Source organism: Streptomyces sp. HUAS 15-9 (genome assembly GCF_025642155.1).
Lineage (GTDB): Bacteria > Actinomycetota > Actinomycetes > Streptomycetales > Streptomycetaceae > Streptomyces.
In genome coordinates, this window is sequence record NZ_CP106798.1 from 4,872,196 (window position 1) to 4,895,647 (window position 23,452).

The 23,452-nt window shown below is 70.4% G+C and carries 18 protein-coding genes, 1 rRNA gene and 2 pseudogenes; 15 read left to right on the forward strand and 6 right to left on the reverse strand.

The annotated features are described in order from the left end of the window. Nucleotides 1-23: 23 nt before the first annotated feature. Complete coding sequence (gene radA, locus N8I87_RS22515) at nucleotides 24-1,433, reverse strand: DNA repair protein RadA (protein ID WP_263211140.1); 1,410 nt, start codon at nucleotides 1,431-1,433, stop codon at nucleotides 24-26. Nucleotides 1,434-1,631: 198 nt separating this feature from the next. On the opposite strand from radA, the gene N8I87_RS22520 reads away from it, so the two are divergent. Then, nucleotides 1,632-3,335: a BACON domain-containing protein gene (locus N8I87_RS22520; RefSeq protein ID WP_263211142.1), complete on the forward strand. Its 1,704-nt coding sequence runs from the start codon at nucleotides 1,632-1,634 to the stop codon at nucleotides 3,333-3,335. A gap of 32 nt (nucleotides 3,336-3,367) precedes the next feature. Here N8I87_RS22520 and N8I87_RS22525 read toward each other — a convergent pair whose 3' ends face one another. Then, the gene (locus N8I87_RS22525; RefSeq protein WP_263211144.1) at nucleotides 3,368-4,216 is read right to left on the reverse strand and encodes a DUF3109 family protein; all 849 of its coding nucleotides are present in this window, start codon (nucleotides 4,214-4,216) and stop codon (nucleotides 3,368-3,370) included. A 71-nt stretch (nucleotides 4,217-4,287) separates the two neighbouring features. On the opposite strand from N8I87_RS22525, the gene N8I87_RS22530 reads away from it, so the two are divergent. The 4 genes from N8I87_RS22530 (at nucleotide 4,288) to ilvD (ending at nucleotide 8,846) form a co-directional block, all read left to right on the forward strand. Further along, entirely contained in the window at nucleotides 4,288-5,220 is a 933-nt protein-coding gene (locus tag N8I87_RS22530; RefSeq protein ID WP_263211146.1) for a Ppx/GppA family phosphatase, read from the forward strand. A gap of 167 nt (nucleotides 5,221-5,387) precedes the next feature. Further along, a complete protein-coding gene (locus N8I87_RS22535) occupies nucleotides 5,388-6,218 on the forward strand; it encodes a sugar phosphate isomerase/epimerase family protein (protein ID WP_263211147.1) in 831 nt (276 codons plus the stop codon). Continuing rightward, nucleotides 6,215-6,841, forward strand: coding sequence for a TetR/AcrR family transcriptional regulator (locus N8I87_RS22540; protein WP_263211149.1), 627 nt, complete (start codon nucleotides 6,215-6,217; stop codon nucleotides 6,839-6,841). Before N8I87_RS22535 ends, N8I87_RS22540 begins: the two co-directional genes overlap by 4 nt. A 151-nt stretch (nucleotides 6,842-6,992) precedes the next feature. After that, nucleotides 6,993-8,846, forward strand: coding sequence for a dihydroxy-acid dehydratase (gene ilvD, locus N8I87_RS22545; RefSeq protein ID WP_263211151.1), 1,854 nt, complete (start codon nucleotides 6,993-6,995; stop codon nucleotides 8,844-8,846). A gap of 109 nt (nucleotides 8,847-8,955) precedes the next feature. Here ilvD and N8I87_RS22550 read toward each other — a convergent pair whose 3' ends face one another. Beyond that, nucleotides 8,956-11,112 carry a serine/threonine-protein kinase gene (locus N8I87_RS22550; RefSeq protein WP_263211153.1) on the reverse strand — a complete coding sequence of 719 codons (2,157 nt, stop codon included), beginning with the start codon at nucleotides 11,110-11,112 and terminating at the stop codon, nucleotides 8,956-8,958. Nucleotides 11,113-11,293: 181 nt separating this feature from the next. Between N8I87_RS22550 and N8I87_RS22555 the strand changes: the two genes are divergently transcribed. From N8I87_RS22555 to N8I87_RS22570, 5 genes and pseudogenes are all read left to right on the forward strand, one after another. Continuing rightward, complete coding sequence (locus N8I87_RS22555; protein WP_263211155.1) at nucleotides 11,294-11,620, forward strand: SH3 domain-containing protein; 327 nt, start codon at nucleotides 11,294-11,296, stop codon at nucleotides 11,618-11,620. A 190-nt stretch (nucleotides 11,621-11,810) separates the two neighbouring features. Beyond that, nucleotides 11,811-11,931, forward strand: a pseudogene (locus N8I87_RS44750) (IS200/IS605 family transposase); the annotation flags it as partial. A gap of 188 nt (nucleotides 11,932-12,119) precedes the next feature. After that, nucleotides 12,120-12,516, forward strand: a pseudogene (locus tag N8I87_RS22560) (RNA-guided endonuclease InsQ/TnpB family protein); the annotation flags it as partial. Nucleotides 12,517-12,571: 55 nt separating this feature from the next. Beyond that, nucleotides 12,572-13,096: an EamA/RhaT family transporter gene (locus N8I87_RS22565; RefSeq protein WP_263211157.1), complete on the forward strand. Its 525-nt coding sequence runs from the start codon at nucleotides 12,572-12,574 to the stop codon at nucleotides 13,094-13,096. Between the two features lie 112 nt (nucleotides 13,097-13,208). Beyond that, complete coding sequence (locus N8I87_RS22570; protein WP_263211159.1) at nucleotides 13,209-13,985, forward strand: class I SAM-dependent methyltransferase; 777 nt, start codon at nucleotides 13,209-13,211, stop codon at nucleotides 13,983-13,985. On the opposite strand, the gene N8I87_RS22575 is transcribed toward N8I87_RS22570, so the two are convergent. Continuing rightward, nucleotides 13,962-15,392, reverse strand: a complete 1,431-nt coding sequence (locus tag N8I87_RS22575) for a SulP family inorganic anion transporter (RefSeq protein ID WP_263211161.1) — start codon at nucleotides 15,390-15,392, stop codon at nucleotides 13,962-13,964. The genes N8I87_RS22570 and N8I87_RS22575 overlap by 24 nt on opposite strands. A gap of 226 nt (nucleotides 15,393-15,618) precedes the next feature. On the opposite strand from N8I87_RS22575, the gene N8I87_RS22580 reads away from it, so the two are divergent. From N8I87_RS22580 to proC, 3 genes are all read left to right on the forward strand, one after another. Then, nucleotides 15,619-16,446 carry an ABC transporter ATP-binding protein gene (locus N8I87_RS22580; RefSeq protein WP_263211163.1) on the forward strand — a complete coding sequence of 276 codons (828 nt, stop codon included), beginning with the start codon at nucleotides 15,619-15,621 and terminating at the stop codon, nucleotides 16,444-16,446. Next, a complete protein-coding gene (locus N8I87_RS22585; protein WP_263211165.1) occupies nucleotides 16,443-17,222 on the forward strand; it encodes an ABC transporter permease in 780 nt (259 codons plus the stop codon). Before N8I87_RS22580 ends, N8I87_RS22585 begins: the two co-directional genes overlap by 4 nt. Nucleotides 17,223-17,494: 272 nt before the next feature. Further along, nucleotides 17,495-18,307: a pyrroline-5-carboxylate reductase gene (gene proC / locus N8I87_RS22590; protein ID WP_263211166.1), complete on the forward strand. Its 813-nt coding sequence runs from the start codon at nucleotides 17,495-17,497 to the stop codon at nucleotides 18,305-18,307. Nucleotides 18,308-18,336: 29 nt separating this feature from the next. Here the strand turns inward: proC and N8I87_RS22595 are convergent, their stop codons facing one another. After that, nucleotides 18,337-18,921 carry a cysteine hydrolase family protein gene (locus N8I87_RS22595; RefSeq protein ID WP_263211168.1) on the reverse strand — a complete coding sequence of 195 codons (585 nt, stop codon included), beginning with the start codon at nucleotides 18,919-18,921 and terminating at the stop codon, nucleotides 18,337-18,339. Between the two features lie 75 nt (nucleotides 18,922-18,996). Here N8I87_RS22595 and N8I87_RS22600 point away from each other — a divergent pair, with 75 nt between their 5' ends. After that, the gene (locus N8I87_RS22600) at nucleotides 18,997-20,019 is read left to right on the forward strand and encodes a GlxA family transcriptional regulator (RefSeq protein ID WP_263211170.1); all 1,023 of its coding nucleotides are present in this window, start codon (nucleotides 18,997-18,999) and stop codon (nucleotides 20,017-20,019) included. On the opposite strand, the gene trpS is transcribed toward N8I87_RS22600, so the two are convergent. Continuing rightward, on the reverse strand, nucleotides 19,938-20,984 hold the full coding sequence (gene trpS, locus N8I87_RS22605; RefSeq protein ID WP_263211172.1) for a tryptophan--tRNA ligase: 1,047 nt from the start codon (nucleotides 20,982-20,984) through the stop codon (nucleotides 19,938-19,940). The genes N8I87_RS22600 and trpS overlap by 82 nt on opposite strands. Before the next feature lie 841 nt (nucleotides 20,985-21,825). Here trpS and N8I87_RS22610 point away from each other — a divergent pair. Then, nucleotides 21,826-23,351: ribosomal RNA gene (locus N8I87_RS22610) — 16S ribosomal RNA — on the forward strand. Nucleotides 23,352-23,452 lie beyond the last annotated feature (101 nt).

The window sequence follows — 23,452 nt, forward strand, 5'->3', positions numbered from 1 at the left end:
GACGGGCGAGACCAGGGCAAAGTCTACCGGCGGTCCTCCACCTCCCGTGGGGCCTCTCGGCGACGGGAGCGGGGAATGACCCTGAGCGCGTCCCCTATGTCGGCGACTTCCAGGACCTTCATACCCGGAGGGATCTTGCCCGGATCGCCCGGCACGAGCGCATGTGTGAAGCCCAGACGGTGGGCCTCCGAGAGCCTGCGCTGCACGCCCGTGACCCGTCTGACCTCGCCCGCGAGACCGACCTCGCCGATGGCGACGAGGTTCTTCGGCAGCGGGGTGTCACCGGCCGCGGAGGCCAGGGCCAGGGCGATGGCGAGATCCGCGGCGGGCTCCGAGAGCTTCACCCCGCCCACCGTCGCCGAGTAGATGTCCCGCTTGCCCAGCGCGCTGATCCTGCCCCGCTGCTCCAGCACGGCGAGCATCATCGACACGCGGGAGGTCTCCAGGCCGGAGGTGGTGCGGCGGGGGGAGGGGATCTGGGAGTCGACGGTCAGCGCCTGGACCTCCGCCACCAGTGGGCGGCGGCCCTCCAGGGTCACCGTCAGGCAGGTGCCGGGGACGGGTTCGTCACGACGGGTGAGGAAAAGCCCACTCGGGTCGGCGAGGCCGGTGATGCCCTCGTCGTGCAGTTCGAAGCAGCCGACCTCGTCCGTGGCGCCGTACCGGTTCTTGACGCCCCGCACGAGCCGCAGGCGCGCGTGGCGGTCGCCCTCGAAGTGCAGCACGACGTCCACGAGGTGTTCGAGCAGGCGGGGTCCGGCGATGGCCCCGTCCTTGGTGACATGGCCCACAAGGAGCGTGGACATGCCCCTCTCCTTCGAGGCGCGGATCAGGGCCCCCGCCACCTCCCGCACCTGGGCCATGCCGCCGGGCGCCCCGTCGATCTCCGGCGAGGCGACCGTCTGCACGGAGTCGAGGATCAGCAGGGACGGCTTCACCGCGTCCAAGTGGCCGAGGACGGCCGCCAGATCGGTCTCCGCCGCGAGATACAGGTGGTCGTCGATGGCCTTGATGCGGTCGGCGCGCAGCCGCACCTGGCTCGCCGACTCCTCGCCGGTCACATAGAGCGTGCGGTGCTCGTCGCTCGCGGACTTGGCCGCCACGTCGAGCAGGAGCGTCGACTTGCCCACGCCGGGCTCGCCCGCCAGCAGCACCACCGCGCCGGGCACGAGTCCGCCGCCGAGCACCCGGTCCAGCTCGGGCACACCGGTCGGGCGGGCGGTGGCCTGGCGCCCGTCGACCTGCCCGATGGGGAGCGCGGACGTGGTGACGCGCCCCGGCGTCGTGGTCCGCACCGCGGGTGCGCCGTATTCCTCGACGGTCCCCCAGGCCTGGCACTCGGGACACCGGCCGAGCCACTTGGCCGTCTGCCAGCCGCACTCCGTGCAGCGGTAGGACGGGCGGTCCTTGGTGGTCTTGGTACGGGCAGCCATGCGGAAACCGTAGCCGCCGGCACTGACAGCGCGGCACCGACCGCCGGACGGTACGGGACCGGACTGGCCACTCACCGTCGTGAATGAGTCGCGGAATGAGGGGTTCCTGTCCCCTTATGAGGGATCGTTTCACCCGTACGGATTAAAAGTGCTCAAGTGGGAAGAAGGGGCCATCCACAGCCGCCTACGGTCGCACAGATGACGAGCAGCAGCCCGGAGACCTCGACCCGCACCACCGGCGCGCACCGGGCACACCGGGAGGCGCGCGACCGTACCGCGGCGCGCACGCCGGCGCATCGGCAGCCGGCGCGCTACGAGCCGTATCTGGACGGTCTGTTCACCTACTGCCTGTCGGTCCTGTGCGACCACGACACGGCGACCGCCGCGCTCGGCGACGTCCTCGCGCTGGCCGAGCGGCGCGGGCAGCGCGTCCCGGACGAGGCGGACCGCCGGGCCTGGCTGTACGCGCTGGCCCGCTGGGCGTGCCTGCGCAAGCTGGCCGAGGCCAAGCAGAAACGTCAGGGCACGCACGCGGCGGGCCGTGCGGGAACCGAGCGGCAAGGCCCGCAGTCCGCCGACCCGCCCGCGTCCGGGGAGGCCCAGGAGGAGCGGCGGCGCGAACTCGCGCTGCTCGCCTGGCCGGAGGCCGCCGGAACCACCCCGGAGCAGCGCGAGGCCCTCGAACTCGCCGTCCGGCACCACCTCGCCGCCCACGAGGTCGCCGCCGTCCTCGGCATGGACCGGACCGTCGCCCGCGAGCTGCTGGCCTCCGCCGCCTGCGAGGTGGAGCGCACCCGCGCGGCCCTCGCCGTCGTCGAGACCGGCGGCTGCCCCGGCGTGGCCCTCCTCACCGGCGACAACCAGCTCGTCCTCAGCACGGCCGTACGCCGTGAGCTGGTCCGGCACGTCGACGACTGCCCGCGCTGCCGCCGGGCCGCAGAACGCGCGGTCCCGGGCCGCTGGCCCGGCGCCAGCGTCACGCCCGCCGAGCTGCCCGTCCTGGAGGCGCCCCGCCGCGCCCTGTACGGCGCGCTGGCCCACCACCCGCGCGCGCGGGGCGTGGCGCTGCCGCGTTTCGACCGGCGCGGCTTCCCGATGGACCCGAAGGACCGTGCCGCGCGCCGCGACCGGCTACGCTCGCGTGCCGTCACGACGACCGTCGTCGCCACCGTCGTCGCGGCCCCCGTGCTCGCCCTGTGGGCCGCCTACCGCGGCTCCCCCGCCGGGGACGACCCGGAGCGCAACACGGCCACCGCCAGCGAGGCACACGGCCCCGACAGCCTGGGCGGCCACCCGGCCGACGACTACGAGAACGCGGGCAACGCCGCCCCCAGACCCGGCGCCCACGTGGGCAGGAACGGTAAGTCCGATGTCTCCGTACAGGTGATCAGCGTCTCCGGGGCCGGGAAGAAGGGGGCCGGGCAGCTCGCGGTGTCGGCAGGCAACAGCGGCGACACCACCCTGATCACACTCACCGCCTCCGGCACCTCGCCGGTCCGCTGGTCCGCCGCCACCCCGGCCCGCTGGCTCTACCTCAGCCAGTTCTCGGGAACCCTCCGGCCCGGCGAATCGTTGACGATCAAGGTGTACGTCGACCATCTGCGCGAGCCGTCCGGCCACTGGAGCGCCCAGGTGGCGGTGTCACCCGCGGGCGCCGTCGTCTCGATCGACGGCTACGGCACCGCGTCCACCGGCCCCACGAACCCGGGAAACCCGAGCCCGACCTCCATCCCGGACCCGACGCCCACCACCTCGGCCCCCACCGGCCCCCCGCCCAGCGATCCGCCGTCACCCGACCCGACCCCGACACCCACCGACCCGTCCCCGACCCCCTCCGGTGGCCCGACCCCACCACCGGCCGACAGCGGCGACCCGACCCCCTCGGGCGGCCAGAACCCGTGATCTGGGCCGCCCGAGCGGTGACCGGCAGCCGGTCAGGCCGTCGGGTCCGCCGGGTGCGGTGCCAGCAGCGGCAGCCCGGACGCCAGCCGCTCCTCGCACAGCTCGACCAGACGGTCGTAGCCGGCCTTGCCCATCAGCTCGGTCAGCTCGGCCCGGTAGGAGACGTACACCGGGTCCCCCGCGCCGTGCGCCGACGTCGCCGACGTGCACCACCAGTGCAGGTCGTGGCCGCCCGGACCCCAGCCCCGGCGGTCGTACTCACCGATGGAGACCTGAAGGACACGCGTCTCGTCGGGACGGTCGATCCAGTCGAAGGTCCGCCGGATCGGCAGCTGCCAGCACACGTCCGGCTTGGTCTCCAGCGGCTCGCGGCCCTCCTTGATCGCCAGGATGTGCAGCGAGCAGCCCGCGCCGCCCGCGAACCCGGGGCGGTTCTGGAAGATGCACGAGCCCTTGTAGGGGCGCGTCTGGCGGGAGCCCTCGTCGTCCTCCGAGACCCAGCCGTGCTTCATGCCCTCGCCGTGGTGCTGCCAGACGTCCGGCGTGAGCCTCGCCACGTGCTCGGCGACCCGCTTCTCGTCGTCCTCGTCCGAGAAGTGCGCGCCCAGCGTGCAGCACCCGTCGTCCGCCCGGCCCGCCTGGATGCCCTGGCAGCCGCTGCCGAAGATGCAGTTCCAGCGAGAGGTCAGCCATGTCAGATCGCACCGGAAGACCTGCTCGTCGTCCGCCGGATCCGGGAATTCCACCCATGCGCGTGCGAAGTCGAGCCCCTTCTCGTCGGCCGCCGGGTCCGTCTCCGGCTTCCTCGGTGGCGTCACCCGAGAAGAATCACCGGTGGATTTGGCGGCCTTGCGGTCCTTCGCCTTTTTCGTCTTTGGCACCCGTCCAGGGTAAGTCGCCCGGGACGGCTCCGGGGACGGACGAGCGCCCAGGTGGCAGTAGCGTTTCGTACATGAGACTCGGTGTCCTCGACGTGGGATCTAATACGGTGCATCTGCTGGTGGTGGATGCGCATCCAGGCGCGCGCCCGCTGCCCGCGCACTCGCACAAGGCGGAGTTGCGGCTCGCTCAACTCCTCGACGGGGACGGGGCCATCGGCCCCGACGGAGTCGACAAACTGATCGGCGTCGTCCACGAGGCACTCCAGGCGGCCGAGGACAAGGGCGTCGAGGAACTGCTGCCGTTCGCCACCTCCGCCGTGCGCGAGGCCAGCAACGCCGACGAGGTCCTCGAGCGCGTGCAGGCCGAAACGGGCGTCGAGCTGCAGGTCCTCACCGGCGCCGAGGAGGCCCGGCTCACCTTCCTCGCCGCCCGCCGCTGGTTCGGATGGTCGGCCGGAAAACTGCTCGTCCTCGACATCGGCGGCGGCTCCCTGGAGATCGCGTACGGCATCGACGAGGAGCCGGACGCCGCGGTCTCGCTGCCGCTCGGCGCCGGGCGCCTGACCGCGTCCTGGCTGCCCGAGGACCCGCCCGGCACCGAGGCGATAAGGACACTGCGCCGTCATGTACGGGCCGAGATCGCCCGCACGGTGGGGGAGTTCAGCCGCTTCGGCGCCCCCGACCACGTGGTCGCGACCTCCAAGACCTTCAAGCAGCTGGCCCGTATCGCCGGCGCCGCCCGCACCGCCGACGGCCTCTACATCCAGCGCGAGCTCAAGCGGGAGTCACTGGAGGCCTGGGTGCCGCGCCTGGCCGGCATGACCACCGCCCAGCGCAAGGAACTGCCCGGCGTCTCCGAGGGCCGCTCCGGCCAGCTGCTGGCGGGGGCGCTGGTGGCCGAGGGGACGATGGATCTGTTCGGGGTGGAGAACCTGGAGATCTGCCCCTGGGCGCTGCGGGAGGGCGTGATCCTGCGACGGCTCGACCACATGGGTCCGGCCTGAAACCGACGCCGGCGACCGCGCCCCCGACGGGGCGCGGGCCGGTGACGTCCGAGGTTCCGCCGCACGGGCACGACCGGGCGTGGGCGACCCACCCGCGGCTATGGCAAAGCCCACAACGGCCAACGGGCACCCCGCGCCGCGCCGACCTCACCCCGTAATCTGTCTCCGTGGCAGAACCGAGGGACGTTGTCCGCATCCCGGATGCGAAGGTCGCCCTGTCGACGGCCTCCGTCTATCCGGAGTCGACGGCGACGGCCTTCGAGATCGCCGCGCGCCTCGGGTACGACGGGGTCGAGGTCATGGTGTGGACCGACCCGGTCAGCCAGGACATCGAGGCGCTGCGCCGGCTCAGCGACTACCACCGCATCCCGATCCTGGCCGTCCACGCCCCCTGCCTGCTGATCACCCAGCGCGTCTGGTCCACGGACCCCTGGGTCAAGCTCCAGCGCGCCCGGGCGGCCGCCGAGAAGCTCGACGCCAGTACGGTCGTCGTCCACCCGCCGTTCCGCTGGCAGCGGCAGTACGCCCGGGACTTTGTCACCGGGATCTGGCGGATGGCGAACGAGACGGACGTACGGTTCGCCGTCGAGAACATGTACCCGTGGCGCTACCGCGACCGCGAGATGCTGGCGTACGCCCCCGACTGGGACGTGACCAACGACGACTACCGCCACTTCACGATCGACCTCAGCCACACGGCGACGGCCCGCACGGACGCCCTGCGGATGATCGACCGCATGGGCGACCGCCTGGGCCATGTCCACCTCGCCGACGGCAACGGATCGGCGAAGGACGAGCACCTGGTGCCCGGACGCGGCAGCCAGCCCTGCGCCGCGCTGCTGGAGCGGCTCGCGCTCACCGGCTTCGACGGCCATGTCGTCATCGAGGTCAACACCCGGCGCGCCATGTCCAGCGCCGAACGCGAGGCCGACCTGGCCGAGGCGCTGGCGTACACACGCCTGCACCTGGCCTCCGCGGTGAAGGTGCCCCGACAGTGACCGGCCTCACCCCGCGCCGCACCCAGGCGAACTCCCGGCGCCGCGGCCGTCCCCCGCGCACCGAGTCCGCCGACACCCGCGACCGCATCCTGACCGCGGCCCGCGAGGAGTTCTCCGAGCGCGGCTACGAGAAGACCTCGGTACGCGGCATCGCCAAGGCCGCGGGAGTCGACTCCGCGCTGGTCCACCACTACTTCGGCACCAAGGAGCAGATGTTCGAGGCGGCCATCGAGGTCGCCTTCGCGCCCGCGCTCAACGCGCCGAACGCGGTCGCCGACGGGCCCCTCGACGAGGTCGGCGAGCGGCTCACCCGCTTCATCTTCGGCGTCTGGGAGAACCCCACCACCCGCGTGCCGCTGCTGGCGATCGTCCGCTCCGCGGTCAGCAACGAGACCGCGGCCGCCGTCTTCCGCCACCTCGTCGCCTCCCAGCTGCTGCGCCGCATCGCCTCCCAGCTGGACCTGCCCGACGCCGAGCTGCGCGCCGAGCTGGCGGCGGCCCAGCTGGTGGGGTGCGCGATGCTGCGGTACGTGGTCAAGGTGGAGCCGCTGGCCTCGGCGGACCTGGAGCAGATCGTGGCGCGGGTGGCACCCGTGGTCCAGGGGCATCTCACGGCTCCTTGACCGTAGGTCCAGGCAGCACCGTCGGACCCGTCGGACCACCGAGACGCGCATCCCGCATTCCGGACAGCTCGTCCCGAACCCTGGATGACCGGCGTACGCTCGTTGGCAATCAGAAGTCTCTCTGATCGCAGTCTCTGAAGGAGCGAGCGAGATGCCCGAGCTGAGGTCCCGCACAGTCACCCACGGCCGCAACATGGCGGGCGCCCGCGCCCTTATGCGCGCCTCCGGTGTACCCGGTGCGGACATCGGCCGGAAGCCGGTCATCGCGGTCGCCAACAGCTTCACGGAGTTCGTGCCCGGCCACACCCACCTCCAGCCGGTCGGCCGCATCGTCAGCCAGGCGATCACCGAGGCGGGCGGCATCCCGCGCGAATTCAACACGATCGCCGTCGACGACGGCATCGCGATGGGCCACGGCGGCATGCTGTACTCCCTGCCCTCCCGCGACCTGATCGCGGACTCTGTCGAGTACATGGTCGAGGCGCACTGCGCCGACGCCCTGGTCTGCATCTCCAACTGCGACAAGATCACCCCGGGCATGCTGCTGGCGGCCCTGCGCCTGAACATCCCGACGGTCTTCGTCTCCGGCGGACCCATGGAGGCCGGCCGCGCCACGCTCGTCGACGGCACGGTCCGCACCCTCGATCTGGTCGACGCGATCTCCGACGCCGTCAACGACAAGATCTCGGACGAGGACATCCTCCGTATCGAGGAGAACGCCTGCCCGACCTGCGGCAGCTGTTCCGGCATGTTCACCGCGAACTCGATGAACTGCCTCACCGAGGCGATCGGCCTGTCCCTGCCCGGCAACGGCTCGGTCCTCGCCACCCACACGGCCCGCAAGCAGCTGTACGTCGACGCGGCCCGCACGGTCATGGACATCACCCGCCGCTACTACGAGCAGGACGACGAGACCGTCCTCCCGCTCAACGTCGCCACCTTCGCGGCCTTCGAGAACGCCATGGCCCTCGACATCGCGATGGGCGGCTCCACGAACACGATCCTGCACCTGCTGGCGGCGGCCCAGGAGGCGGGCGTGCCCTTCGGCCTGGAGCAGATCGACGCGGTCTCGCGCCGGGTGCCCTGCCTGGCGAAGGTCGCCCCGAACGTCGCCAAGAGCCGCACGTACTACATGGAGGACGTGCACCGGGCCGGCGGCATCCCCGCGCTGCTCGGCGAGCTGCACCGCGCGGGCCAGCTCAACGAGGAGGTGCACGCGGTCCACAGCCCGTCCCTGACGGACTGGCTGAAGACATGGGACGTGCGCGGCGGCTCCCCGTCCCCCGAGGCCGTGGAACTGTGGCACGCGGCCCCCGGCTGCGTCCGCTCCGCCGAGGCCTTCTCCCAGTCCGAGCGCTGGGAGGCGCTGGACGACGACGCCGAGGGCGGCTGCATCCGCTCGGCCGAGCACGCGTACTCCAAGGACGGCGGCCTGGCCGTCCTCAAGGGCAACCTGGCCGTAGACGGCTGCGTGGTGAAGACGGCCGGCGTCGACGAGTCGATCTGGACCTTCGAGGGTCCCGCGGTGGTCTGCGAGTCGCAGGAGGAGGCCGTCGAGAAGATCCTCAACAAGCAGGTCACCGACGGCGACGTCGTGGTCATCCGCTACGAGGGCCCGAAGGGCGGCCCGGGTATGCAGGAGATGCTCTACCCGACGTCCTTCCTCAAGGGCCGCGGCCTGGGCAAGACCTGCGCACTGATCACCGACGGCCGCTTCTCCGGCGGCACCTCCGGCCTCTCCATCGGCCACGCGTCCCCCGAGGCGGCCTCGGGCGGCACGATCGCCCTGGTCGAGGACGGCGACCGCATCCGCATCGACATCCCCGGCCGCACGATCGAGCTCCTGGTCGACGAGGCCGAGCTGGCCCGCCGCGAGCAGGCGCTGGGCGGGGCGTACGCACCGAAGAACCGCGACCGCAAGGTCTCGGCCGCACTGCGCGCCTACGCGGCGATGGCGACCAGCGCGGACAAGGGCGCCGTCCGTGACGTGACCAAGCTGGGCTGACGCACCGGCACCGGCCACAGCAAGGGGCCGCCCCCCCGGAGGGGCGGCCCCTTCGCATGTCACCATGCCGACGGGTCTCGCATGTCACCATGCCGACGGGTCTCGCATGTCACCAGGCCGACGGGTCGCGCGCGTCCAGGGCGAAGACGGTGCCGTCGGGGGCGGTGGCGCAGACACGCCCGTTCTTGATCACGGGGGCGGGCAGCGCTGCCACGACCTGCCCCGAGTTCGCGCCCAGCCGTGCCGGGGTCTGCCCGACGAGTCTGCCCTTGCGGGCGTCGACGGCGAGCAGCCGCCCGTCGCCCGCGGTGAAGAAGACGTGCGCGCCGTCGGTGACCGGCGCCGAGCCGCGGGTCACCGAGGTCTCCAGATGCCACAGCGACTTGCCCGCCGCCATGTTCACGGCCTCCAGGGAGCCGCCGGTGGCCAGCAGATAGACCACGTCTCCCCGCACGGTGGCGTGGGCGCCCGGCGCCGCGACGGGCAGCGCCACATGACGCGCCGCCCCGGAGCCGGGTGAGTAGCGGACGACCGCCGTCGTCTCCCCGTAGACACGGTCGACGGAGAGGAAGAAGAGCGAGCCGTCCTCGGCGCCGAACGGCGTCAGCGTCCCCTTCAACCGGGCATCCCACCGCACGGCACCCGTCAGTGGATCCACGGCCGTCACTCGCGTGCCCGACCCGTCGTCGGACGTGCTCGTCGCGTACGCCAGCGGGTCACCGGGGAACGAGACGAACACCGGGCGGCTCTGGCCCGCGATCCGCCCGCTCCACCTGGTGCCGCCCGACGCGGCGTCCAGCCCCGTGACCGTCCCGTCGGCAGCCGTGAGCAGGGCCGTGCCGCCGACGTAGCGCACCGTCGTGGACGCCGGCAGACGCCGCTTCCAGACCTCCTTGCCGGTGGCGGGGTCCAGCGCCGCCAGACGCGAGCCGCCGTCGGTGTAGGGCTGGATCAGACCGGCCGCCAGGACGGGCGGGTCGCTGGTCGTCCTCGTGGCCACCGAGTGCCGCCACAGCAGCTTCCCGTCGATGGGGGAGAGCGCGAAGATCACGCCGGGCTGCGCACAGAGCAGCTTCTTCGCGCCGTACGCGCAATGCGGCATCCCCGCCGCCTCGGGTGCCGGCTTGGTGTGCCACTCGCTGAAGGCGGCCGCGCCGGTACGGGGACTCGTGCTCCGCGGGGTGGGGTCGCTGCCGCCGAGCGCATGGACTGAGGCCAGCACGGCGGCCACGGCGAGTCCGAGCGCGCCGATGCCAAGCGCCGCCTTCCGGCCCGCGCGACGCCTGGACGGCCGCTCGGCTTCCGCGGCTTTCTTCGCTTCCTCGGCCGCCGCGGTTTCCCCGCTCTCCTCGGCGTGCCCGGCCGACCCGGCAGAGGGCTCCGGAGCAGGTCCGTCCGTCGTGCGCTGGGTGGGTATGAACGCCTGGGTGTCGTACGACGCGGCCACCGACCGTAGCTCGCGCATGAGCTCGTCCGGAGTCGGCCGGTCCTCCGGCTCCTTGGCGAGACAGCGCATGACCAGCGGCGCGAGACTCTCCGGCACCCCGATCAGGTCGGGCTCGTCGTGCACGACCTGGTAGGCGACGATGTACGGGCTGTCGGAGTCGAACGGCCCGCGCCCGGTCGCCGCGTGCACCAGCACCGACCCGAGCGCGAAGATGTCGGCGGCCGGCCCGACCTCGCGCGGCCGCCGGAACTGCTCCGGCGCCATGAACGGCGGAGTGCCGATCAACTTGCCGGTCTCGGTGCGCAGTTCGCTGTCCTTGGGCCGGGAGATGCCGAAGTCGATGACCTTCGGCCCGTCCTCGGCGAGCAGCACGTTGCTCGGCTTCAGGTCCCGGTGCACGACCCCGACCCGGTGGATGTCGCGCAGCGCCTCCGCGAGCCCGGCCATCAGCCGGCGCAGTTGCGCGGCGGGCATCGGGCCGTTCCGCTTGACGTGATCGGACAGGGTGGGGCCGGGGATGAACAGCGTGGCCATCCAGGGCCGTTCGGCCTCCGGGTCGGCGTCCACCACGGGCGCGGTGAAGGCACCGCTGACCTTGCGGGCCGCGGCCACCTCCTGCCGGAAACGGCCCCTGAACTCGCGATCTTTGGCGAACTGGGCGTGTACGACCTTCACCGCGAGCTTCAGCCCGGAGGTGCTCCGGGCCAGGTGCACCACACCCATGCCGCCCGAGCCCAGGCATGACTCGAGACGGTAGTGACCGGCGTACTCGGGAAGTTCCGCTTCCGCGCCCGCTCCGGTGTTGCGCTGTGGCGCCATGGGACCACCCCCGTGCTGTTCGTCCGCGCGCGCGACGCACGGAGCCTAGTCGATGATTCGTACGAGCCAGAGGCGGCTTGCTAGCCTCCGCGTGCGTGTTGCACAGGAGCGTTTCGTGACACGTAAGAGGGGAATGAACGGGACCCCATGACAGTCATGGGGCCAACGGGGGAGGAATCATATGTCTGTTGACCGTGTCGAAGAGGTCGAGGGAGCCGACGACGGGGAGGCCGTGGCCACCGCGGCCGCGACCGCGTCCCTGCGCTACTACTCGGTCGCCCCGGGCCTCAGGCTCAATGTTCGCAGCGGCCCTGGCACCAGCTACGGCATCGTCCGCGTCCTGCCCGAGGGCGCCAAGGTCGCGATCTACTGCCAGTCGCCGGGCACGACGGTGTCGGGCTACTACGGCACCACGAACATCTGGGACAACATCGGCAACGGCGAGTACGTCTCGGACGCCTACGTGAACACGGGCAGCGACGGCTACGTCGCCCCGCGCTGCGGCTGACCCCGTACGGAGCCCGCGGCGGCCCCGGCGCCACCGGTTCTACTTCGAGGGGACAACGGCTTCAGTCGGTGCGGGGACCGAAGGCCTCCTGAGGGGTGGCCCCGGCGTGGCTGGGGCCACCCCCTCACACGTACGTGTGAGGTTCAGGGGACCATAACTTGATACACCGGCGGCGTGTGTAGCTCGTCGTGTGGCTGTGACCAGGAAGGCTCGCCGGTTCGCCGGAGGCGTGTACGACCTTGAGCTGCACGTGGTGTGGCGCCTGAAGTACCGCCGTCCGGCTCCTTGGCGGCGGGGTCGCGCCAGGACTTCCACCACAAGACGGCCCGCGCGCTGGTCCGCTGTCCGGTCCCCGCGAACCGTGGACAGTCCCAGTCTTCTGTAGGCATGCAGGCCAAGCGGCGTACGGGGCTGCCGCGACGCGCATCGACCATCCCGCCCGTCTGTAGGCACTGCTGCTCGGGGCGTACGCGGTGCCTACAGATATCTGGGACCGGACATCCGCGGCCATGGCGTGATCGCGCACGAGCGGCTCAACACCGCGGGCATGACCCGCAGCCCCAAGCCCAAGCCCGACCCCGACAACGACGGCGCGTTCCTGCCGAATGGCGCCGCCGCCAAGGCCGGGCTCAACCGCAGCAATCCTCGACGCGGGTTGGGGACAGTTCCTCGGAATCCTGGCGAACAAGGCTGAGAGCGCCGGACGCCTGGTGATCGAAGTGGATGCCCACAACACCTCCCGCACGTGCCTGGAATGCGGGCACGTCGCGAAGGAGAACCGCGTCACCCAGGCGAAGTTCGAATGCACGGCGTGCGGGTTCACCGCGAACGCTGACCACGTCGGCGCGACGAACGTCCTCAACAGGGCCGGGCTGGCCCTCTGCGACGTGGTGTAGCCACCGACACAGGAAGCCCGTGCGTTTTACGCGCGGGTGGAGTCACAATCGTCCCGTGAGCGACGAACCCAGCACCCCGGACACCCCCGCGGGCTCCACCGACACCGGCGGAACCCCCGGCGGCCCCCGCCCCGAGCCTCTCCGTTTCTTCGGCACGTCCTGGGTGAGCCACGACAGCGGTTACCCGGGCCGGCGTGCCGCAGTGGCCGCGGGCTCGCTGGCCGCGGCCGTCGCCTCCGCGTTCGTGCTCCGCTTCGCCTACCAGGGCCTGCAGATCGCCGGCACCGGCTCCTTTGTGAACGTGCTGGTCGTGGCGATGTTCGCGATCTGCAGCGCGCTGGCCTTCCGTAACACCTGGGACGGGTTCGGCAAGCGCCTCGACCTCGACCGTCAGGCCTCCCTGCGCGGGCTCCTGGCCATCGGCTTCATCGGCTCGCTCCTCGCCTACTTCTTCCGCTCCCTCACCGAGGCCCCGGGCGAGAAGCTCCACCGCGAGGAGTACGAGAAGGCACGCGCGGAGTACGAACGCCGCTCCTCGCGCCGCACCGGGAACCCTTCGAAGAAGCGCCGGAGGAAGTAGCCGCCGAAGCGCGAGGGGGAGCAGCCGCCGAAGTGCCGGAGGAAGCAGCCCGTCGCCGTCAGCCGTGGAAACTCCCTGTCGTCGCGCGTCCCTTCTCGACCACCATGGCCGTATGACCACGACGCCTCAGCCCTCCCCCACCGACCGGGCCCACTCCTTCAACGCCGCGGCGGCCCAGTACGCCGCGAACCGTCCCTCCTATCCGCCCGCCCTCTTCGACGCCGTCGAGGAACTCGCCGCGCGTCCCCTCGCCGGTGCCCGGGTCGTGGACGTGGGCGCCGGCACCGGTATCGCGACGGCGCTGCTGCGGGCCCGGGGTGCGGACGTGGTCGCGGTGGAGCCGGGTGAGGGCATGGCGGCCCAGTTCCGGCGCGCCCTGCCCGGCATCCCGATCGTCCGGGGCAGCGGGGACGCCCTTCCCCTGGCCGACGCGAGCGCCGACTTCCTCACTTACGCCCAGGCCTGGCACTGGACGGACCCGGCCCGGTCGGTGCCGGAGGCGCTGCGCGTGCTGCGGCCGGGCGGCGCGCTGGCGCTGTGGTGGAACAGGCACGCCCTGGACGTCGAGTGGATCGCCGAGGCCGCCGAGCGCGCCGGCCGCTTCTTCGGGATCGACGTCGCCGCCGAGAGGGAGCGGGCCGCCCGGACCGAACTCGCCGACCCCAGCGGCCGCCTGCGCTTCACGCGCCGTGAGGTCCGCTGGAGCCGCCGTGTCCCCCTCGCCACCCATCTCGACAACGTAGGCAGCCACTCGGCCTTCCTCGTCACCCCGCGGGGGCCCCGGACCGCCTTCCTCGACGAGGAGCGCGCCCATCTGCTGAAGGTCTTCCCGGACGGCGTCGTCGAGGAGACCTACGACGTCCTGCTACTGGTGGCCGCCCACACCTGACGCGATGGCTGTCCGCTCGGCGGCCCACCCCTCCAGGGCCGCCGCGCACGCCCGGTCCACATACCGCAGGCCGCCCAGCTCCAGTCGCACCTCCCGGTCGCGCGGCACCGCCTCCAACGCGTCCAGCAGCTTCGGCAGCCGCAGGAACGTCGCATGCCCCAGCACCCGCACGACGATCCCCGCCTCTCCCCGGTCCTCACTCTCCACATGCACATGGCCGACCTCCCACGCGGTCTTCGCCACCGCCAGGACGAGGCCGACCAGCACCCCCTCGAACAGGTTCCCGACGACGATCACGATCGCCGTCACCACGAGCACCACCACCTCTCCCCGATGTCCGTGCCACAGTCCGCGCAGCTCCCGCACCGGCACGAGCCGGCACCCCGCGTGCACCAGCAGCCCGGCCAGCGCCGCCACCGGAACCACCCCGAGCGCACCGGGCAGCAGCGCCGTGAACAGCAGCAGCCACGCCCCGTGCAGCACGCGCGACGCCTTCGTGCGGGCCCCCGCCTGCACGTTCGCCGCGCTGCGCACGATCACCGCGGTCATCGGGAGCGCACCCAGCACCCCGCACACCGCGTTCCCCGCTCCCTGCGCGATCAGCTCCTTGTCGTACTCCGTGCGCGGTCCCTGGTGCAGCCGGTCCACCGCCGCCGCGCTGAACAGGGACTCGGCGGACGCGATCAGCGCGAAGGCGACGACGGTGCCGAGCGCGCCCACTTCCGTCAGCCGGCCGAAGTCCGCCGCCTCCGGGAGCCGTACGGCAGTCAGCACACCGCGCACCTCGACGCGCTGTACATCCAGATCGAACAGCCAGGTCACCGCGGTCGCCCCGGCCACCGCCACCAGCGGCGCGGGCACCAGCCGGGCTCCCCGCCGCCAGCGCGGCCACAGCAGCAGTACGGCAATGGTGGCACCGCCCACTGACAACGCCACCAGCCCCACCCGTCCGGGCAGCGCCACCAGCCCGGCGATCTTCGCGAGCCCGCCCGCCGGAGCGGCCGCGTCCCCGAGTGCGTAGATCTGCCCGGCCGCCAGCACGAGCCCGATCCCGGCGAGCATCCCGTGCACGACCCCTACCGACACCGCCCGGAACCACCGCCCGAGCCGCAGCAGTCCCAGGCTCATCTGCACCAGCCCGGCCGCGAGCACCAGCACCCCGAGCGCCTCGATCCCGTACTCCCGCACGGCCTCGTACACCAGCACCGTCAGCCCCGCCGCCGGGCCGCTCACCTGGAGGCTGCTGCCCGGCAGCGCCCCGGCGACCAGCCCGCCCACTATCCCGGTGACCAGCCCCAGTTCCGCCGGCACCCCGGAGGCCATGGCCACGCCCACACACAGGGGCAGTGCGACGAGGAACACAACGAGGGACGAGAACAGATCGGCCTTGCCTACGACACGGCGCATGACGGCAGTACCTCCGATGACGAGGACGCGAAGCCCGTGAGGGCGCGAATGGCAGTGAAACCCATTGTCGGTAAAGGGAGTTGGAGTACCGCCCGGTTCGTGTGGCCACCTGGTGAAGACGGGTGCGCGCGAACGGACCACGCTCCTCCGGCCTCCCCGCAGCGCCTTCGCGCTACCGAACGCACCCCACTTGACGACACCCCGCCCCGCGAGCACTATTCATCGCATGATGAATTACTCGTCCGGGCCACCGGAGACCCCGGCCGTCGAGGCCGCCGCCCTCACCGTCGTCCGTGGTCCCCGCACCGTCCTGCGCGACCTCGACTTCACCGTCCCGCACGGCCAGATCACCGGCCTGCTGGGCCCCTCGGGATGCGGCAAGTCGACCCTCATGCGCTCGATCGTGGGCACCCAGGCCAAGGTCACGGGCACCCTCCAGGTCCTCGGCCGCCCCGCCGGCGACCCCCTCCTGCGCACCCGCATCGGCTACGTCACCCAGGCCCCCTCCGTCTACGACGACCTGACGGTCCGCCAGAACCTGGACTACTTCGCGGCGATCCTCGACCCCGGCCTCCCCCACGCTCGAACTCGCTCGCGCGGGGGGACCCCCATCGCCGCCGAACGCCGCCGCGAGAACGTCACCCGGGTCATCACCGACGTCGACCTCACCAGCCACGCCGACGCCCTCGCCGGCAACCTCTCCGGCGGCCAGCGCAGCCGCGTCTCCCTCGCGGTGGCTCTGCTGGGCACCCCCGAACTCCTCGTCCTCGACGAACCCACCGTCGGCCTCGACCCGGTCCTGCGCCGCGACCTGTGGAACCTCTTCCACGACATCGCCGCCACCCGCGGCGCCACCCTCCTCATCTCCTCCCACGTCATGGACGAGGCAGAGCGCTGCCACCGGCTCCTGCTCATGCGCGAGGGCGAGATCCTCGCCGACGACACCCCCGACGCCCTCCGCACCCGCACCGGAGCGGACACCGTCGAGGGGGCGTTCCTGCACCTCGTGGACGAGGCGGTCGCCGCAGGCCGCACCAAGGAGACAGTCCGATGAGCACCACCACCGCCCCCGTGCCCGCCTCCACCAGCGCCGTGAACCTCTCCCGGACCACCGCCACCGCGGCCCGGGTGCTGCGCCAGCTCCGCCACGACCCGCGCACGGTCGTCCTGATGATCCTCGTCCCCTGCCTGATGCTGTTCCTGCTCCGCTACGTCTTCGACGGCAGCGCCCGCACCTTCGACAACATCGGCGCATCACTGCTCGGGATCTTCCCGCTCATCACGATGTTCCTGGTCACCTCCATCGCCACCCTGCGCGAACGCACCTCGGGCACCCTCGAACGCCTCTTCGCCATGCCCCTCGGCAAGGGCGACCTCATCGCCGGCTACGCCCTTGCCTTCGGCGGTCTCGCCATCGTCCAGTCGGCACTGGCCACCGGCCTGGCCGTGTGGTTCCTGGGCCTGGACGTCACGGGCTCGGCATGGCTGCTGCTCCTGGTCGCCCTGCTCGACGCGCTGCTCGGCACGGCCCTCGGCCTGTTCGTCTCGGCCTTCGCGGCCTCGGAGTTCCAGGCGGTCCAGTTCATGCCCGCGGTGATCTTCCCCCAACTCCTGCTCTGCGGCCTGTTCACCCCCCGCTCCAACATGCACCCCGTCCTGGAGGCCATCTCCGACGCCCTCCCCCTGTCCTACGCAGTCGACGCCATGAACGAGGTCCTGCGCCACACGGACATGACAACAACCTTCCTCCGAGACGTCCTGATCGTGGCTGGCTGCGCGGTACTGGTACTGGGCCTGGGAGCGGCCACATTGCGACGCCGGACGGTGTAACGGTTCGCTTTGAGACAGCGCGACAATCCAGCCCGTCCGGCGCTTGAGGACGAGGCCGTTCAGGCCGAAGTGGGGGTCTGGGGGCGCAGCCCCCGGACGGGGCCGAAGGGGCGGCAGCCCCTGGGGACGGGACGGGTAGGGGCGGCGGGGGCGAGAACCCTCGACGGCAACCCGACAACGAACGTCCGCCCACCGGACAACCAACCCCCACCTTTGCGCACCGGTGCGAGGATGAACCCGGACGACGCAAACCCCCGGAGGGCACCCGCACCATGACCCAGAAAGTCGCAGTCCTCGGCACCGGCAAGATCGGCGAAGCCCTGCTCAGCGGAATGATCCGAGCCGGCTGGGCCCCCGCCGACCTCCTGATCACCGCCCGCCGCCCCGAACGGGCCGAAGAACTCCGCACCCGCTACGGAGTCACCCCCGTCAGCAACGCCGAGGCCGCCAAGAACGCCGACACCCTGATCCTCACGGTCAAGCCGCAGGACATGGGCGCCCTCCTCGACGAACTCGTCCCGCACATCCCCACCGACCGCCTCGTCATCAGCGGAGCCGCGGGCATCCCCACCTCCTTCTTCGAGGAGCGCCTCGCCACGGGCACCCCGGTCGTGCGCGTCATGACGAACACCCCCGCCCTCGTCGACGAGGCCATGTCCGTCATCTCCGCGGGCAGCCACGCCACCCCCGACCACGTGGCCCACGCCGAGGAGATCTTCGGCGCCGTCGGCAAGACACTCCGCGTCCCCGAGTCCCAGCAGGACGCCTGCACCGCCCTCTCCGGCTCCGGCCCGGCCTACTTCTTCTACCTGGTCGAAGCCATGACCGACGCCGGCATCCTGCTCGGCCTGCCCCGCGACAAGGCCCACGACCTCATCGTCCAGTCCGCCATCGGCGCCGCCGTGATGCTCCGCGACAGCGGCGAACACCCGGTCAAGCTCCGCGAGAACGTCACCTCACCCGCGGGCACCACCATCAGCGCCATCCGCGAACTGGAGAACCACGGCGTACGAGCCGCCCTCATCGCCGCCCTCGAAGCCGCCCGCGACCGCAGCCGCGAACTGGCCTCCGGCAAGAAGGACTGACCCGGAACCGTCCCCGACGGGGCGGCACCTCAGCCCGCCGCGTCCACGATCTCCTTCGTGGTCTGCACCCGCGCGAAGCCGCCCCCGTGCAGAGACACCGCCGACGCCCGCGCCAACTCGTCCGCGGTGCGCCGCCAGCCGAACGGCCCCTCCAGATCGAAGGTGTACGTCGCGTCGTACGCGACCAGCACGTCGAACCCGAGATTCCCGCCCATCCGGGCCGTCGTCTCCACGCACATATTGGTCTGGATCCCGGCCAGCACCACCTGCGCGATGCCCTGCGCCCTCAGCCAGGCCGCCAGATCCGGCGTCCCGAGGAAGGCCGAGTTCACGGTCTTCGTGATCAGCAGCTCACTGCCGGCCCCCTTCCCGCGCCGCTGCTCCACATAGTCCTTGAAGTCATTGCCCACGTATCCCAACCGCAACGGCGACTGCGGCTTCGGCGAGTCGTGCCGCACGAAGACGACCGGCCGCCCCGTCGCCTGCCACTCGTCGATCAGCGAGGCGATGTTCTCGTCCGCCCCGGGGTTGTTGCGCGGCCCCCAGAACCCGGACTCCTCGAAGCCCTTCTGAACGTCGACGACCACCAGCGCTGCGTTCTCTGCGATCTCCATGCCCTCGATCCTGCCGCCGCAGGCACGCCCGACCCAGAAGGGCAGAAGACAGCGATCGATGGTTTACTGCCACACGTGACCGCAGCCCCGTACCGCGTGGCCCTCGTCGCCTTCCCCGGCATCCGCGCCTTCGACGTCTCCGTCATCACCGAGGTCTGGGGCACCGACCGCACCGACCGCGGCGCCCCCGCCTTCGACCTGCGCAGAGTCGCCACCGACACCACCACCCCCATCCCCATGCGCGGCGGCTTCGCCCTGCACGCCGACCGCACCCTCGACTGGCTGAACCGAGCCGATCTCATCGTCGTCCCCGGCCTCGACGACCACCTCACTCCCGCACCCGCCCCCGTCCTCGACGCCCTGCGCAGTGCCCACGCCCGCGGCACCACCCTCGCCGCCCTGTGCGGCGGCGCCTTCACCCTCGCCCAGGCAGGCCTGCTCGACGGCCGCCGAGCCATCACCCACTGGAACCTCGTCGAGCTCCTGCGCACGCACCACCCCCATGTCGCCGTCGTCCCCGACGCCCTCTTCATCGAGGACGACAACATCTGGACCGCCGCCGGCACCGCGGCCGGCATCGACCTCTGCCTCCACCTCGTCCGCCGGTCCCACGGCGCCGAGGCGGCCGCCACCGTCGCCCGCTCGATGGTCACCGCCCCCTTCCGCACCGGCACCCAGGCACAGTTCATCGAGCACCCCACCCCGCGCGCGGACCGCGACGCCGACACCCTCGCCGCGGTGCGAGAACACGCCCTGCGCCACCTCCACGAACCGCTCACCGTCGCGGATCTGGCCGCCCACGCGGGCATGTCGCCGCGCTCCTTCGCCCGCCACTTCACGGCCGCCACCGGCACGACACCGCTGCGCTGGCTCCTGGACCAGCGCATCGCAGCGGCCCAGAAACTCCTCGAACGCACCGACCTGCCCATGCCCGAGGTCGCCCGCCGCGCCGGCTTCGGCAGCGAGGTCACGATGCGCCAGCACTTCGCCTCGCGCCTCGCCACCAGCCCCCGCGCCTACCGGGCCGCGTTCAGCGCGGGCTCAGCCGCCGCCGACGCCGCGAAGGCACCCGGCGGCAACAGCCCGATCGCCCGGTAGGCGGTATCGACGGTCGGCCGTGCCATCGCCCGAGCCTTCTCCGCACCATGCCGCAGCACCTCCTCCACATATCCCGGGTCGGCACACAATTCCTTGTGCCTGGCCTGTACGGGCTTGAGAACCTCGACCACCGCCTCCGCCGTGTCCTTCTTCAAAGCGCCGTACGACTGATGAACGTCCGCCAGTGACTCAGGGTTCCCGCCCGTGCACGCAGCGAGAATCTCCAGCAGATTCGTCACCCCCGGCCGCCCCTCCCGGTCGTACACGACCTCCCGCCCGCTGTCGGTCATGGCCCGCATCACCTTCTTGCGCACCACGTCCGGCTCGTCGAGCAGATAGACGATGCCCGGCCCCGAGTCGTCCGACTTCCCCATCTTCGACGCCGGGTCCTGAAGGTTCATCACCCGGGCGGCCACCCGCGGAAGGGTCGCCTTCGGCACCACGAACGTGTGCCCGTACCGCTGGTTGAAGCGCACCGCCAGATCCCGGGACAGCTCCACGTGCTGCGCCTGGTCGTCCCCCACCGGCACCTCGTCCGCCCTGTACGCCAGGATGTCCGCCGCCATCAGCACCGGATACGTCAGCAAGGACAGCCGCACACTCCCGCCCCTGGCCCGCTCCCGTGCGGCCTTCTCCTTGTACTGGATCATCCGCCGCATCTCGCCGTCGGTCGCGACGCACTCCAGCACGTACGACAGCCGCGCGTGTTCGTCCACATGACTCTGTACGAACACGGTGCACAACTCGGGATCGAGTCCCGCCGCCAGCAACAGCGTCGCCGCCTGACGAGTCAGCCTGCGCAGCCGTGCCGGATCGTGGTCCACGGTCATCCCGTGCAGATCGACGATGCAGAACACCGCGTCGGCCTGGTGCTGGTCCACCGCGGCCCACTGCCGCATGGCTCCCAGGTAGTTCCCCAGCGTCAGGTGCCCGGTCGGCTTGATCCCGCTGAATACCCGTGTCATCCCTGCTCCATCTCCTGGTCGAGGCCGCGGTCCCGGCCGGCCGGCCCTCAGGAGCTGTGGAGGGGGATACGAGAACGGCCGCCGGGGCGGCGGCCGTTGAGTACATACGTGAGTACGGCCGCCGTCAGGCGGCCCACCACTGCTGGGTGCACGTACGCGTCATCACGTCGACCAGGGTACGCCCCTGGGACGTCACCTGGCCGTGAGTTGACACGCTCCAACCGGATACGTAGTGTTCTCCGAGCTGTCCGACGTGAGCACCGACTCCGGTCGGCCCCGGACAGCCATTCCGCAGGTACCAACCATCGATCGGCGATCCGTCGCCGTGTGCTTTGGCGTGCGTATTTGCGAAATGAGGAATCCGCGTTCGAAAGGGCGCAGGCCCCGATTAGCTCGGGCGCCGGGAATCCGCTAAAGTCTCACTCGTCGGAACGGCCCAACAGCCGTGAAGACAAACCCCGCTGACCGGGAATCAGGGCCGAAAGGATCTGATAGAGTCAGAACCGCCGGAAAGGGAAACGCGAGAGCGAGAACCTGGAAAGCACCGAGGAAATCGGGTCGGAAAAGATCTGATAGAGTCGGAAACGCAAGACCGAAGGGAAGCGCCCGGAGGAAAGCCCGAGAGGGTGAGTACAAAGGAAGCGTCCGTTCCTTGAGAACTCAACAGCGTGCCAAAAGTCAACGCCAGATATGTTGATACCCCGTCTCCGGTCGTCATGACTGGGACGAGGTTCCTTTGAAATAACACAGCGAGGACGCTGTGTGCGAGGGGACTATTCCTCCTCTCGCACCGCTCTCGTGGTGTTCAACCGGCTGTATTAATTTACTGGCCGAGTAAACATTCACGGAGAGTTTGATCCTGGCTCAGGACGAACGCTGGCGGCGTGCTTAACACATGCAAGTCGAACGATGAAGCCCTTCGGGGTGGATTAGTGGCGAACGGGTGAGTAACACGTGGGCAATCTGCCCTTCACTCTGGGACAAGCCCTGGAAACGGGGTCTAATACCGGATACAACCACTGACCGCATGGTCGGGTGGTGGAAAGCTCCGGCGGTGAAGGATGAGCCCGCGGCCTATCAGCTTGTTGGTGAGGTAATGGCTCACCAAGGCGACGACGGGTAGTAGCCTGAGAGGGCGACCGGCCACACTGGGACTGAGACACGGCCCAGACTCCTACGGGAGGCAGCAGTGGGGAATATTGCACAATGGGCGAAAGCCTGATGCAGCGACGCCGCGTGAGGGATGACGGCCTTCGGGTTGTAAACCTCTTTCAGCAGGGAAGAAGCGAAAGTGACGGTACCTGCAGAAGAAGCGTAAGCTAACTACGTGCCAGCAGCCGCGGTAATACGTAGGGCGCAAGCGTTGTCCGGAATTATTGGGCGTAAAGAGCTCGTAGGCGGCTTGTCACGTCGATTGTGAAAGCCCGAGGCTTAACCTCGGGTCTGCAGTCGATACGGGCTAGCTAGAGTGTGGTAGGGGAGATCGGAATTCCTGGTGTAGCGGTGAAATGCGCAGATATCAGGAGGAACACCGGTGGCGAAGGCGGATCTCTGGGCCATTACTGACGCTGAGGAGCGAAAGCGTGGGGAGCGAACAGGATTAGATACCCTGGTAGTCCACGCCGTAAACGGTGGGAACTAGGTGTTGGCGACATTCCACGTCGTCGGTGCCGCAGCTAACGCATTAAGTTCCCCGCCTGGGGAGTACGGCCGCAAGGCTAAAACTCAAAGGAATTGACGGGGGCCCGCACAAGCGGCGGAGCATGTGGCTTAATTCGACGCAACGCGAAGAACCTTACCAAGGCTTGACATACACCGGAAAACCCTGGAGACAGGGTCCCCCTTGTGGTCGGTGTACAGGTGGTGCATGGCTGTCGTCAGCTCGTGTCGTGAGATGTTGGGTTAAGTCCCGCAACGAGCGCAACCCTTGTTCTGTGTTGCCAGCATGCCCTTCGGGGTGATGGGGACTCACAGGAGACCGCCGGGGTCAACTCGGAGGAAGGTGGGGACGACGTCAAGTCATCATGCCCCTTATGTCTTGGGCTGCACACGTGCTACAATGGCCGGTACAATGAGCTGCGATACCGTGAGGTGGAGCGAATCTCAAAAAGCCGGTCTCAGTTCGGATTGGGGTCTGCAACTCGACCCCATGAAGTCGGAGTCGCTAGTAATCGCAGATCAGCATTGCTGCGGTGAATACGTTCCCGGGCCTTGTACACACCGCCCGTCACGTCACGAAAGTCGGTAACACCCGAAGCCGGTGGCCCAACCCCTTGTGGGAGGGAGCTGTCGAAGGTGGGACTGGCGATTGGGACGAAGTCGTAACAAGGTAGCCGTACCGGAAGGTGCGGCTGGATCACCTCCTTTCTAAGGAGCATCTAGATCTCGTAAGAGATCCAGAGCCACTACGTCGGCAAACGTCCGACGGTGGTCAGCTCATGGGTGGAACGTTGACTACTCGGCACACT